A 13,100-nucleotide genomic window follows, 5' to 3' on the forward strand; every position below is an offset into this window, starting at 1 on the left:
CTCAGACCTGTTCGAGTTCGATCAGCGTGCCGGTGAAGTCCTTGGGATGCAGGAACAGCACGGGCTTGTCGTGCGCGCCGATCTTGGGCTCGCCGTCGCCCAGGACGCGTGCACCCTGCGACTTAAGTTTGTCGCGGGCGGCATAGATGTCCTCGACCTCGTAGCAGACGTGGTGGATTCCACCGTCGGCATTGCGGGCGAGGAAATTGGCGATCGGCGACTTCTCGCCGAGCGGATGCAGCAGTTCGATCTTGGTGTTCGGCAGTTCGACGAAGACCACCGTCACGCCATGCGCCGGCTGCTCCTTGGGCGCACTCACCTTGGCGCCCATCACGGTGCGGTAGAGCTCGCTCGCCTTGGCCAGGTCGGGCACGGCAATCGCGATATGGTTCAGGCGTCCGATCATGGTCTTCTCCGGCGGCTGCGCGACCTTTAGATGCGGACGATGTGCACGTCCGTCAACGGCTTCTTGCCGAGGTGCGCCCGCACGACGCGCCGGACGGCCTGGCGGGCCGCCTCCTCCATGCGCCGGTCGTCGGTGCGTTCGACGCTCTTGAGGTCGGCCATCATCTCCGACAGCGCATCCTCGATCGCCTCCTGAAGCTCGCCGTCGGCATCGTCGATGCCGCGCAGCGAGACTTTCGGCGGCGCCAGGGACTTGCCTCGCTTGTCCACGACCAGGGTCGCCGCAGCGGCGCCGTTCCACAGGAGCTTGCGCCGTTCGCGCAGCGATTCCCCGTCGAGCGGGATCAGCGTGTCGCCGTCCCGGGCCAGCCGGCCGGAGAAGACGTGGTCGATGATCTCGGCCGGTCCCGGCGCCAGCCGCACCAGGGTGCCGTTGGGCGCCACGATCGTTTCCGGGACCTGGCAGGTCTTCGCCAGCTCGGCGTGTTCCATCATGTGCCGGACCTCGCCGTGGACCGGCAGCGCGATCTTCGGACGGACCCATTGATAGACCCGCACCAGCTCGTCCCGCGCCGGATGTCCGGACACGTGGATATCGGCCTCGCGGTCGGTGATGACCTTCACCCCGCGGGCGATCAGCGCATTCTGCAGGCGCCCGACCGAGTGCTCGTTCCCCGGGATGACCCGCGACGAGAAGATGGCGGTGTCGCCGGCCTCGAGGACGAGGTCGCGATGCTCCCCGCCGGCGAGTTTCGACATGGCGGCGCGCGGCTCACCCTGGCTGCCGGTGCAGATGAACAGCACCTTGTCGCGCGGCAGGTAGCCGGCCTGCTTCTCGGGCACGCACTCGGGGAAATCCAGCAGGTAGCCGCATTCCTGCGCCGATTCGAGCATGCGTGTCAGGGCGCGGCCCGACAGGACCGGGTGGCGGCCGGCCGCGACCGCCGCCAGGGCGATGCTCTCGACCCGGGCGAGGTTGGAGGCGAAGCAGGAGACGGCCACCCTGCCCGCGCGACCGCGCACGAGCGCCTCGAGGTTCTTGCGGACCTTGGACTCGGAGCCCGCCTCGCCTTCGACGAAGACGTTGGTGCTGTCGCAGACCATGGCGAGCGCACCCTCGTCGCCGATGCGCTTCAACATGGCCTCGTCGGTCAGGTCGCCCAGCAACGGCTCGGGGTCGATCTTCCAGTCGCCCGTGTGGAAGACCGTGCCGAACTTGGTGCGGATCGCCATCGCATTCGGCTCTAGGATCGAGTGCGTCATGGTGATCATCTCGAGCTCGAACGGCCCGAGGGAGAACTTGCCCCTCAAGGGAATCTCGGTGACCGGCACCTGATCGCGCAGGCCGGCATCGATCAGCTTGCGCTTCAGCACCGAGGCGGCGAAGGGCGTCGCATAGACCGGTGCCTTCAGCTGGGGCCAGAGATCGGCCACGGCGCCGAGATGGTCCTCGTGGGCGTGGGTCAGGACGATGCCCACGAGAGCCTCGCGGCGTTCCACGATGAACTCGGGATCCGGCATCACCACCTCGACGCCGGCCATCGAACTGTCGGCAAATCCAATGCCGAGATCGACCATCAGCCACTTGCCGGCCGTGCCGTAAAGGTTGAGGTTCATGCCGATCTCGCCGGCCCCCCCGAGGGCCAGGAACAGCAGCTCGTCGTTCGAAGGAACCGTCATCCGCGGTTGCGCCGCCAGATCTCCAGCAGGCCGAGCGACATCAGGTCGGGCTCGATGAAGTCGAACAGGCCGATCTCGTCCTTGAACACGCTGGCGAGTCCGCCCGTGGCGATCACCTTCATGGGCTCGCCATACTCCTCGCGGATGCGCCGGATCAGGCTCTCGATCAGGCCGACATAGCCCCAGAAGATGCCCGACTGCATGTTGGCCACGGTGTTCTTGCCGATGACGTGGGCCGGCTTCTCGACCCGGATGCGCGGCAGGCGCGCCGTCATCAGATAGAAGGCCTCGATCGTCAGTTCGACACCCGGCGCGAACACGCCGCCGATGAAATTGCCGTCCTTGTCCGCGAGATCGAAGGTGGTGGCGCTGCCGAAGTCGATGGTGATCAGCGGCCCGCCATACTTCGTGTGGCCGGCGATCACGCCGACGAGGCGGTCGGCGCCCGCCTCGGCCGGCCGGTCGATCAGGACCTTGATCCCGAGATTGCAGTCGGGCTCGCCGACGATCAGCAGCTTGGTGTGAAAGTAGTTCTCGCAGAGGCGCCGCAGGTGGGTATTCACCGCCGGCACGACGCTGGCCAGGATCGCGCCCTTGATTGACTTCGGATCGAAGCCCTGCAGGTTCATCAGCTGCGTCACCCAGGCGGCATACTCGTCGGACGTACGCTTGGACTCGGTGCGCAGGCGCCAGGCAGCGACGATCCTGTCCTCGTCGAACACGACGAACTTCGAGTTGGTGTTGCCAACGTCGATGGCCAGCAGCATTCCCGCCCTCCTCAGGCCGCCCGGCCCAGCAATTCGCCCGACACGATCTTGCGCGGGCCCTCCGCCGTCTCCAGCAGAAGCGCGCCCTCCTGGTCGAGCCCGGAGAACCGGCCCCGGACGAGGCCCTCGCCCAGCCGGACATCGACCTCGGCGCCCAGCGGTCCCGCCTTCGCGAGCCACTCGCGGCGCACCGTCTCGAAGCCCTCGCGGCGCCACTGCGCAATTCGGGTCGCCAGCGCGCGCGCCAAGCCTTCCAGTGCCGCCTCGACGGTGCCGCCCAACGCCGCACCGGGATAGCGCATCTCGGGAAGCTGCGGCGCAAACGAGACGTTCACGCCGATACCGGCCACGACGTGCTCTACGAGCCCTTCCTGGCCGATCGCGCTTTCCAGCAGGATGCCCGCAACCTTGCCGCCGTCGACCAGCACGTCGTTGGGCCATTTCAGGCGCACGCTCCGATCCGCCGGCACGAGATCGCCGACCGCGAGCGCGGCGACGAAGCCCAGCTCGGCGGCGCGCTGCGCCATGCAATCGGGCCGCAGGATGGTGGAACTGTAGAGGTTGCCGACCGGCGACGCCCAGTTGCGGCCGCGGCGACCGCGACCGCCCGACTGCTCGCGCGCCCAGACGACGGTGCCCTCGGGGGCGCCGGCATCGGCCAGGCGGGTGGCCTCGTCGTTGGTGCTGCCGACGCTTTCGAGCGCGACCAGCCTCCACCCGTCCGGAAGGACGGGCACCGAGGTCACTGGAACAGACCCTTGGCCGCCGCTTCGGCGATCAGGCTGAGGGGCTGGGGAACCAGGGAGAAGATCGCGATCAGGAACGCCGCTGCCAGCGCCACCACGCGGTTGACGCCGAACGCCGGCCGGTCGATCGCCTCGGCCGGCTCGTCGAAGTACATCACCTTCACGATACGCAGGTAGTAGTACGACGCCACCACGGAGGCGAGCACGCCCAGCACGGCGGGCACGAACAGCTTGGCCTCGACGGCGGCCATGAAGATGTAGAGCTTGCCCCAGAAGCCCGCGAGCGGCGGAATGCCCGCCAGCGAGAACATGAAGATCAGCATGCCCAGCGCCATCATCGGCTGGCTGCGCGCGAGGCCGGCGAGATCGGAGACCTGCTCGACCATGATGTTGCGGCGCTTCATCATCAGGATGGTGGCGAAGACGCCCAAGGTCATGACCAGGTAGATGGCGAGATAGAAGACCACAGCCTGGATGCCGATTTCCGTGCCGCTGGCGACGCCCAGCAGGATGTAGCCGACGTTGCCGATCGAGGAATAGGCCATCAGACGCTTGATGTTCTGCTGGCGCAGCGCCGCGAACGCGCCCAGCGCCATCGAGAGCACCGAGGCCACGACGATGATCTGCTGCCACTGCGCGAACAGCGGCTTGAACGGGCCCATCAGGACCGACACCAGCAGCGACAGGGCGGCGATCTTCGGCGCCACGGCAAACAGGGCCGTAACGGGCGTCGGTGCGCCCTCGTAGACGTCCGGCGTCCACATGTGGAACGGCACGGCCGAAACCTTGAAGGCCAGACCGGCGACCACGAACACCAGGCCGATGATCACCCCGATTTCCGTCGCGCGGCCGTCGGCCAGCGCGCCCGAAATCTGCACGAACGCCGTGCCGCCGCAGAAGCCGTAGATGAGCGACGAGCCAAACAGCAGCATGCCCGAGGCGACCGAGCCCAGGACGAAGTACTTTACGCCGGCTTCGGTCGACCGGACGCTGTCGCGCTGGAACGAGGCGATGACGTAGAGAGCCAGCGACTGCAGCTCGAGGCCGACATACAGCGCCATCAGGTCGTTGGCCGAGATCATCAGCATCATGCCGAGCGTCGCCAGGGCGACCAGGATCGGATACTCGAACCTCCAGGCCTTGGCCTGCTCGAAATAAGCGCGCGACATCAGGATGGCGATGGCGGAGCCCACCAGCACCATGACCTTCATGGTCGCGGTCAAGCGGTCGACGATGAACAGGGAAGAAAACGCCGTCCCCTCGCGATACGGCAGGAACAGCAGCGCCGCCGTCACCAGCAGGGCGACCGAGGTCGCCACCGAGACGAACGGCGTGGCGATTTCACCCCGGACGACGCCGTAGATGAGCAGGAGTGCGGTGGCCGCCGCGAGGAAGATTTCCGGGCGGGCCAGGGTCCAGGATTCGAGACCGACGATCATGTTCATTACTCCCGGCCGCTCACGGTACCAGCGCCGCGGTGCGGGCGAGCTTCAAAGCCGCCTGATAGTCGCCGATCAGCTTGTCCACGGCCGGCGCCATCGGGTCGAGGAAGGAATTGGGATAGACGCCCATCCAGATCGTGAGCAGCACCAGCGGCAGGAAGATCGCGATCTCGCGGCCGTTCATGTCGAGGATGCCCTTCAGCGAGTCCTTGGTCAGCTCGCCGAAGACGATCTTGCGATAGAGCCAGAGCGCGTAGGCGGCGCCCAGGATGAGGCTGGTCGCGGCCAGGAACGCCACCCAGGTATTGGCCTTGAAGGCACCCAGCAGGACCAGGAACTCACCGACGAAGCCCGACAGGCCGGGCAGACCGACACTCGCCAAGGTGAAGAACAGGAAGGTGAAGGCGTAGCGCGGCATGCGATGCACGAGGCCGCCATAGGCAGCGATCTCGCGGGTATGCATGCGGTCGTAGACCACGCCGACGCAGAGGAAGAGCGCGGCCGACACGATGCCGTGGCTCAGCATCTGGAAGATCGAGCCCTGCACGCCCTGCATGTTCATGACGAAGGCGCCGATCGTCACGAAGCCCATATGGGCGACGGACGAATAGGCGATCAGCTTCTTCATGTCCTCCTGCACCAGCGCGACCAGCGAGGTGTAGATCACGGCCACGATGGAGAGCCCGAAGACCATCGGCGCGAAATACTGCGTCGCCTCGGGGAACAGCGGGATCGAGAAGCGCAGGAAGCCGTAGCCGCCCATCTTCAGCAGCACGCCGGCCAGGATGACGGAGCCCGCGGTCGGCGCCTCGACGTGGGCGTCCGGCAGCCAGGTATGGACCGGCCACATCGGCACCTTCACCGCGAACGAGGCGAAGAAGGCCAGCCACAGCCAGCACTGCCAGGTGAACGGCAGGTCGAGCTTCTCCATCACCGTCGGCAGGTCGGTCGTGCCCACCTGCCCGTACACGGCAATAATCGCCAGCAGCATCAGCACCGAGCCGAGCAGCGTGTAGAGGAAGAACTTGAAGGCCGCGTAGACGCGCCGCTTGCCGCCCCACACGCCGATGATCAGGAACATCGGGATGAGGACGCCTTCGAAGAAGATGTAGAACAGCGCCAGATCGAGCGCGCAGAACATGCCGACCATGAAGGTCTCGAGCACGAGGAACGCGATCATGTATTCCTTGACGCGAACCTTGACCGACTCCCAGCTCGCCAGGATGCAGATCGGCGTCAACAGGGTCGACAGCAGGACGAAGAACAGCGAGATGCCGTCGATACCGGCGTGATAGCCGATATTGAGGGCCGGCACCCAGGCGACCTTCTCCTCGAACTGGAAGCCCGCCTTCGTGGGATCGAATTGGATCCACAGAAGCAGCGAGATCAGGAAGGTTGCCGTCGTGGTGACGATCGCCACGCTGCGGCAGTTTCGGTCGACGGCCTCTTTCGGGCCGTTGACGATCAGGCAGAACAGCGCTCCCACCAGAGGCAGGAACGTGATGAGGGAAAGGATAGGCCAGCTCGACATCGGGGGCCTTACCTCGCCGACAGCATGAAATAGGTGACCAGGCCGGCTACGCCGACCAGCATCACGAACGCGTAGTGATAGAGATAGCCGCTCTGGAAGCGCATCAGAATGCCCGCCATGTCCTGCGCACGCGCCGCGACATTGTCGGGGCCGAGCCCGTCGATCGTGGCACCGTCGCCCTTCTTCCAGAGGAAGCGGCCGATGGCCAGCGAGGGCTTCACGAACACCGCATCGTAGAGTTCGTCGAAGTACCACTTGTTGTAGAACAGGGCGTGCAGGCCCGGGAACCGCTTCACGGTGCGCGCCGGCATGTCGGTTCGCACGATGTAGAAATAGTATGCGATGGCGATGCCGACGAGCGCGAAGACCAGCGGCGCGAGCTTCACCCACACCGGCACTTCGTGCGCGTGATGAAGCACCTCTTCCGTGGCCTTGACGGCCAAGGAGTTGCCCCAGAAGGCACTCCAGTCATGGCCGACGAACCAGTCGTAGCCGACCAGGCCCGAGAATGCCGCGCCGATGCCCAGCACATACAGCGGGATCAGCATGACCACCGGCGATTCGTGGGCATGATCCCAGGTGTGATGGTCGCCGCGGTACTTGCCGTAGAAGGTCATGAACATCAGGCGGGTCGAATAGAACGCTGTCATCAAGGCCGCGATCACGCCCAGCCAGTAGGCGATGACGCCGACCGTCGTGTGCACGCCGAAGGCCGATTCCAGCATGATGTCCTTGGAATAGAAGCCGGCGAAGCCCAGCCCGGTGCCGAAGATGAACGGAATACCGATGCCCGACAGCGCCAGGGTGCCGACCCACATCAGGAGGAAGGTCTGCGGCGCCTTCGCCTTCACGCCGCCCATCTTACGCATGTCCTGCTCATGGTGGAGACAGTTGATCACCGACCCCGACCCCAGGAACAGCAGCGCCTTGAAGAAGGCATGCGTGGTGAGATGGAACATGGCGGCCGAGTAACCGCCGACGCCGCACGCGAAGAACATGTAGCCGAGCTGGCTGCAGGTCGAATAAGCGACGACCCGCTTGATGTCGAACTGGGTCATGCCGACGGTCGCGGCAAAGAACGCGGTCGCAGCACCGACGATGGTGACGATCATCGACACGGTGGGCGCCAGCTCGAACAGCGGCGACAGGCGGCACACCATGAACACGCCGGCCGTCACCATCGTGGCGGCATGGATCAGCGCCGACACCGGCGTCGGGCCTTCCATGGCGTCCGGCAGCCAGGTGTGCAGGCCGAGCTGGGCCGACTTGCCCATGGCGCCGATGAACAGCAGCAGGCAGGCGGTCTCCAGCGCCGGCAGATCCATGCCGAGGAACTGGATGCGCATCTGCGCCATCTGCGGCGCCTTGGCGAAGATCTCCTCGAAGCCGACCGAGCCGGACAGCATCCAGACGGCAGCGATACCCAGCGCAAAGCCGAAGTCGCCGACCCGGTTCACGATGAACGCCTTCATCGCGGCGTTGTTGGCCGACGGCTTGTCGTACCAGAAACCGATCAGCAGATAGGATGCGAGGCCCACTCCCTCCCAGCCGAAGAACAGCTGTACGAGGTTGTCCGACGTCACCAGCATCAGCATGAAGAACGTGAACAGGCTGAGGTAGGACATGAAGCGCGGGATGCTGGGATCGTCCGCCATGTAGCCGATGGAATAGACATGCACCATCGACGACACGACGGTGACCACGATCAGCATGACGGCGGTCAGCGTGTCGACACGCAGCGCCCAGGCAATGTCGAGGGTCCCGGATTCCATCCAGGAGAAGAGCTTCACGACGATCAGCTTCTCCGTGCCGAAGCCGATCTTGACGAACACGAAGATCGAGAGGGCCGCCGCGATCAGCAGGGCCGCGCTGGTGATGACCTGCGCGGGACGTGCGCCGATCACACGGCAGAAGAGGCCGGCGATCGCCGCCGCGACCAGCGGCAGGAAGACGATGAGCTTGATGGCGAGATCCATGATGAGTGCGCCCTAGCCCTTCATCGCGTTGATGTCTTCGACTTCGATGGTTCCGCGGTTCCGGAAGTAGACCACCAGGATCGCCAATCCGATCGCCGCCTCGGCGGCGGCCACGGTCAGCACCAGCAGGGCGAAGACCTGCCCGACGACATTGCCCTGGAAGACCGAGAAGGCCACCAGGTTGATGTTCACCGCGAGCAGCATCAGCTCGACGCACATCAGGATGACGATGACGTTCTTGCGGTTCAGGAAGATGCCGAGGATGCCCATCGTGAACAGCACGGCGGCAACCGTGAGGTAGTGGCCCAGCCCGATCGTCATCACACCCCTCCCCGGGTCGGCACTTTGACCACCGAGATCGACTGTTCCTTGGTGCGGTTGATCTGCTCACCCGCCTTCTGGCGGCGAACGCCCGGCCGGCTTCGCAGGGTGAGCACGATGGCGCCGATCATGGCGACCAGCAGCACCAGACCCGCCACCTGGAAGAGGTAGAAGTACTGGGTGTAGAGCACCCGCCCGATGGCGCGCGTATTGTCGATCGCCATCACCTGGGCGCCATGCGCATTCAGGCCCGTGATCGTCGTCGAGCCGGCGCCGATGATACCGACGCCGAGCAGCAGCTCGGCGAACAGCACCGCGCCGATCAGCGCCCCCACCGGGAAGTAATCGAGGAAGCCCTCACGCAGCTCCGTGAGGTTGATGTCGAGCATCATCACCACGAAGAGGAAGAGCACCGCGACCGCGCCGACATAGACGATGACCAGGATCATCGCGATGAATTCGGCGCCGATCAGCAGGAACAGCCCGGCGGCGTTGAAGAACGCCAGGATCAGGAACAGCACCGAATAGACGGGATTGCGCGAGACCACGACCATGGCGGCCGCAGCCACGGTGATCGCGGCGAAGACGTAGAAGGCCAGGGCCTGGAGTATCATGATCTGTCTCTCCCCCCGCCCGGCTCAGCGATACGCCGCTTCGGAGTGGAGGTTCGCCGCGATCAGGGTCTCCCAACGGTCGCCGTTCGCGAGCAGCTTGTCCTTGTTGTACATGAGTTCCTCGCGCGTCTCGGTCGAGAACTCGAAGTTCGGCCCCTCCACGATCGCGTCGACCGGGCAGGCCTCCTGGCAGAAGCCGCAATAGATGCACTTGGTCATGTCGATGTCGTAGCGCGTCGTGCGGCGGCTGCCGTCGTCGCGCGGCTCGGCTTCGATGGTGATCGCCTGCGCCGGGCAGATCGCCTCGCACAGCTTGCACGCGATGCAGCGCTCCTCGCCGTTGGGATAGCGTCGCAGGGCGTGCTCGCCGCGGAAGCGCGGGCTGAGCGGGCCCTTTTCGTAGGGGTAGTTCACCGTCACCTTCGGCTTGAACATATACTTCAGGGTGAGGGCAAAGCCCGCCAGCAGCTCGGTGAGCAGGAAGGCGCGCGCGGTACGGTCGAGGGAAGCCATTGGCGATTGCTCCTAGGGCTTCGGCAGCCAGCCGCCGAACGTCAGGACGGCAGCGGTGAGGACGACCCAGCCCAGCGACACGGGCAGGAACACTTTCCAGCCCAGCCGCATCAGCTGGTCGTAGCGGTAGCGAGGCAGGGTGCCCTTGGTCCAGCTGAAGATGAACAGCAGGAAGGCGATCTTGAGGGCGAACCAGACGACGCCCGGCACCAGGGTGAACGGCGCATAGGGGATCGGCGAGTGCCAGCCGCCCAGGAACAGGACCGCGCCCAGGGCCGAGAGCAGGATCATGTTGGCGTATTCGCCGAGGAAGAACAGGCCGAAGGTCATGGCCGAGTATTCGGTGTGGAAGCCCGCCACCAGCTCGGCCTCCGACATCGGCAGGTCGAACGGCGTTCGGTTCGTCTCGGCGAGTGCCGAGATGAAGAAGATCACGAACATCGGCAGCAGCGGCAGCCAGAACCAGTTCCAGAACCAGCCGGACTGGGCCAGCACGACGTGCGACAGGTTGAGCGAGCCGACGCAGAGCAGGACGGTGATCAGCACGAAACCGATCGAGACCTCGTAGGACACCATCTGCGCTGCCGAGCGCAGCGCGCCCAGGAAGGCGTATTTCGAGTTCGAGGCCCAGCCCGCGATGATGATGCCGTAGACGCCCAGCGACGAGATGGCGAAGAGATAGAGGATGCCGACGTTGATGTCGGCGATGACCCAGCCGTCGTCGAACGGCACCACCGCCCAGGCGACCAGGGCCGTCATGAAGGCGATCATCGGTGCGATGATGAACAGGACGCCGTTGGCGCTCGACGGGACGATCGTCTCCTTGAGCACCAGCTTCAGGCCGTCGGCGAAGGGCTGCAGCAGACCGAACGGACCGACCACATTGGGCCCGCGGCGCAGCTGGATCGAGGCCCAGACCTTGCGGTCGACATAGGTCATGTAGGCCACGGACACGAGCAGCGGCACGGTCACGGCGAGGCACTGCGCCAGCATGACGATCGCCATGCCCAGCCAGTTGGTCGTGAAGAAGCTGATCAGATCGGCGTACATGCCCTACTCCGCCGCCATGAGATGCGCCCGCGAGGCCATGCAGTCGGCCATGGTCTTCGACGCGCGGCTGATCGGACAGGTCATGTAGAAGTTCGGCACCGCCGACTTCAGCGGTGCATCCGAGGTCGCGCCCGGCTTGCCGACCGGCCCCCAGGCGCCCGGCGCCTGCTGGTCGATCGCCGCGAAGATCTTGTTCACGGCCACGAGCCGCGCGCGGACCTGATGAACCGTGTCGTAGGGCAGCGTCTTGCCCAGCCGCTCCGAGAGCGCGCGCAGGATCGCCCAGTCCTCGCGGGCGTCGCCCGGCGGATAGCCGGCGCGCCGGCCGACCTGAACGCGGCCTTCGGTGTTCACGTAGATACCGGGCTTCTCTGTATAGGCCGCACCCGGCAGGATCACGTCGGCGCGATGGGCGCCGGCGTCGCCGTGATGGCCCTGGTAGATCACGAAGGCCTTGCCGAGCTTGGTCGTGTCGATCTCGTCGGCGGCGAGCAGGAAGACCGCGTCGATCTCCTTCTTCTGGCAGCCATCGAGGATACCCGCGACGTCGCGACCGCCCTCGCCCGGCACCAGGCCGAGGTCGAGGCCGCCGACGCGCGCCGCCGCCGTATGCAGCACGGCAAAGCCGTTCCAGTCGTCGCGCACCGCGTTCAGCTTGCCGGCGAGCTCGTACGCCAGCGCCAACACCGCGGCGCCGTCCTCGCGGGCGAGCGCGCCCATGCCGACGACGATCAGCGGATGCTTCGCGTCCTTGAGCTTCTCGAAGAAGCCGAGCTTGCCGTCGACCAGTTCCCGCAACGTTGCGGGGCCGGCGCCCAGCCGCTCGACCGGATAGGTCAGGTCTTCCGCGGTGCCGATGCTGGCGACCGGGCACTTGCCGTGGAGATAGCGCTTGCGGATTCGGGCATTGAGAACCGGCGCCTCGGTGCGCGGGTTGGTGCCGATCAGCAGGATGGCATCCGCCTGGTCGATGCCGCGGACGCCGGCATTGAAGATATAGCTGCCGCGCGGGCCATCGATCTTGGCGCCGTCCTGGCGGCAGTCGACGTTGGGCGAGCCCAGCGACGCCATGAGATCCTTCAGCGCCACCATCGACTCGGCGTCGCACTGGTCGCCGACGATCGCCGCGATCTTGCTTCCGTCCAGACCTTTCAGCTTGGCGGCGATGGCGGCGAACGCCTCATCCCAGGTCGCCTGGACCAGCTTGCCCTTGATGCGGACATAGGGCCGGTCGAGCCGCTGATGACGAAGCCCGTCGATCGCGTGGCGCGTCTTGTCGGAGATCCACTCCTCGTTCACGTCGTCGTTGAGGCGCGGCAGCACGCGCATGACCTGCGCGCCGCGCGAGTCGATGCGGATGTTGGAGCCCAGCGCGTCTAGCACGTCGACCGACTCGGTCTTCGTCAGCTCCCAGGGACGCGCTTCGAAAGCGTAGGGCTTGGAGGTGAGCGCGCCCACCGGGCAGAGATCGACCAGGTTGCCCGCCAGCTCCGTCGACAGAGCATGTTCGACATAGGTCGTGACTTCCATGCTCTCGCCGCGGCCCGTCGCCCCCAGCTCCTCGACACCCGCGACCTCGGTCGCGAAGCGGATGCAGCGCGTGCAATGGATGCAGCGGTTCATCGACGTCTTCACGAGCGGACCCAGTTCCTTGTCCGGAACCGCGCGCTTGTTCTCGTGATAGCGGCTGCGGTCGAAACCGTAGGCCATCGCCTGGTCCTGCAGGTCGCACTCGCCGCCCTGGTCGCAGATCGGGCAATCGAGCGGATGGTTGATCAGCAGGAATTCCATCACGCCCTTGCGCGCCTTCTGCACGGTCGGGGTCTGGGTGAAGATTTCCTGCTTGTCGGCCACGGGAAGCGCGCAGCTCGCCTGCGGCTTGGGCGGGCCGGGCTTCACCTCGACGAGGCACATGCGGCAGTTGCCGGCGATCGACAGGCGGTCGTGATAGCAGAAGCGCGGAATCTCGACGCCCGCCAGCTCGCAGGCCTGCAGCACGGTGATGCCGGCCGGCACCTCGATTTCGACGCCGTCGATCTTGACCTTGGGCATTGC

At 65.8% G+C, this 13,100-nt stretch carries 12 protein-coding genes; all 12 read right to left on the reverse strand.

The genetic code is table 11. The features are described 5' to 3' along the window. Position 1 precedes the first annotated feature (1 nt). From mce to nuoG, 12 genes are read right to left on the reverse strand one after another with little or no spacing between them, the layout of a single operon-like run. Complete coding sequence (gene mce, locus ACO07K_RS11450; RefSeq protein WP_295136855.1) at positions 2-406, reverse strand: methylmalonyl-CoA epimerase; 405 nt, start codon at positions 404-406, stop codon at positions 2-4. Positions 407-432: 26 nt separating this feature from the next. Further along, a complete protein-coding gene (locus ACO07K_RS11455; protein WP_422036058.1) occupies positions 433-2,085 on the reverse strand; it encodes a ribonuclease J in 1,653 nt (550 codons plus the stop codon). Continuing rightward, a complete protein-coding gene (locus ACO07K_RS11460) occupies positions 2,082-2,852 on the reverse strand; it encodes a type III pantothenate kinase (protein ID WP_422036059.1) in 771 nt (256 codons plus the stop codon). The genes ACO07K_RS11455 and ACO07K_RS11460 overlap by 4 nt, the downstream gene beginning before the upstream one ends. Positions 2,853-2,863: 11 nt before the next feature. After that, positions 2,864-3,589 carry a biotin--[acetyl-CoA-carboxylase] ligase gene (locus ACO07K_RS11465; protein ID WP_422036060.1) on the reverse strand — a complete coding sequence of 242 codons (726 nt, stop codon included), beginning with the start codon at positions 3,587-3,589 and terminating at the stop codon, positions 2,864-2,866. A 5-nt stretch (positions 3,590-3,594) separates the two neighbouring features. Then, positions 3,595-5,037 carry an NADH-quinone oxidoreductase subunit NuoN gene (nuoN, locus tag ACO07K_RS11470; RefSeq protein WP_422036061.1) on the reverse strand — a complete coding sequence of 481 codons (1,443 nt, stop codon included), beginning with the start codon at positions 5,035-5,037 and terminating at the stop codon, positions 3,595-3,597. A 19-nt stretch (positions 5,038-5,056) separates the two neighbouring features. Continuing rightward, positions 5,057-6,571 (reverse strand): NADH-quinone oxidoreductase subunit M, encoded by a 1,515-nt coding sequence (locus tag ACO07K_RS11475; protein WP_422036062.1) that lies wholly within the window; start codon positions 6,569-6,571, stop codon positions 5,057-5,059. A gap of 8 nt (positions 6,572-6,579) precedes the next feature. Then, complete coding sequence (nuoL, locus tag ACO07K_RS11480; RefSeq protein WP_422036063.1) at positions 6,580-8,547, reverse strand: NADH-quinone oxidoreductase subunit L; 1,968 nt, start codon at positions 8,545-8,547, stop codon at positions 6,580-6,582. A gap of 12 nt (positions 8,548-8,559) precedes the next feature. Next, on the reverse strand, positions 8,560-8,868 hold the full coding sequence (gene nuoK, locus ACO07K_RS11485) for an NADH-quinone oxidoreductase subunit NuoK (RefSeq protein WP_422013753.1): 309 nt from the start codon (positions 8,866-8,868) through the stop codon (positions 8,560-8,562). Beyond that, positions 8,868-9,482: an NADH-quinone oxidoreductase subunit J gene (locus ACO07K_RS11490; protein ID WP_422036065.1), complete on the reverse strand. Its 615-nt coding sequence runs from the start codon at positions 9,480-9,482 to the stop codon at positions 8,868-8,870. The genes nuoK and ACO07K_RS11490 overlap by 1 nt, the downstream gene beginning before the upstream one ends. Before the next feature lie 24 nt (positions 9,483-9,506). Continuing rightward, positions 9,507-9,995 (reverse strand): NADH-quinone oxidoreductase subunit NuoI, encoded by a 489-nt coding sequence (gene nuoI, locus ACO07K_RS11495; protein WP_298308953.1) that lies wholly within the window; start codon positions 9,993-9,995, stop codon positions 9,507-9,509. A 12-nt stretch (positions 9,996-10,007) separates the two neighbouring features. Further along, positions 10,008-11,033: an NADH-quinone oxidoreductase subunit NuoH gene (gene nuoH, locus ACO07K_RS11500; protein ID WP_324504805.1), complete on the reverse strand. Its 1,026-nt coding sequence runs from the start codon at positions 11,031-11,033 to the stop codon at positions 10,008-10,010. A gap of 15 nt (positions 11,034-11,048) precedes the next feature. Then, positions 11,049-13,097 carry an NADH-quinone oxidoreductase subunit NuoG gene (gene nuoG / locus ACO07K_RS11505; protein WP_422036066.1) on the reverse strand — a complete coding sequence of 683 codons (2,049 nt, stop codon included), beginning with the start codon at positions 13,095-13,097 and terminating at the stop codon, positions 11,049-11,051. Between the last annotated feature and the right edge of the window lie 3 nt (positions 13,098-13,100).

Origin of the sequence: Reyranella sp., from assembly GCF_965228225.1 — a bacterium.
GTDB lineage: Bacteria > Pseudomonadota > Alphaproteobacteria > Reyranellales > Reyranellaceae > Reyranella.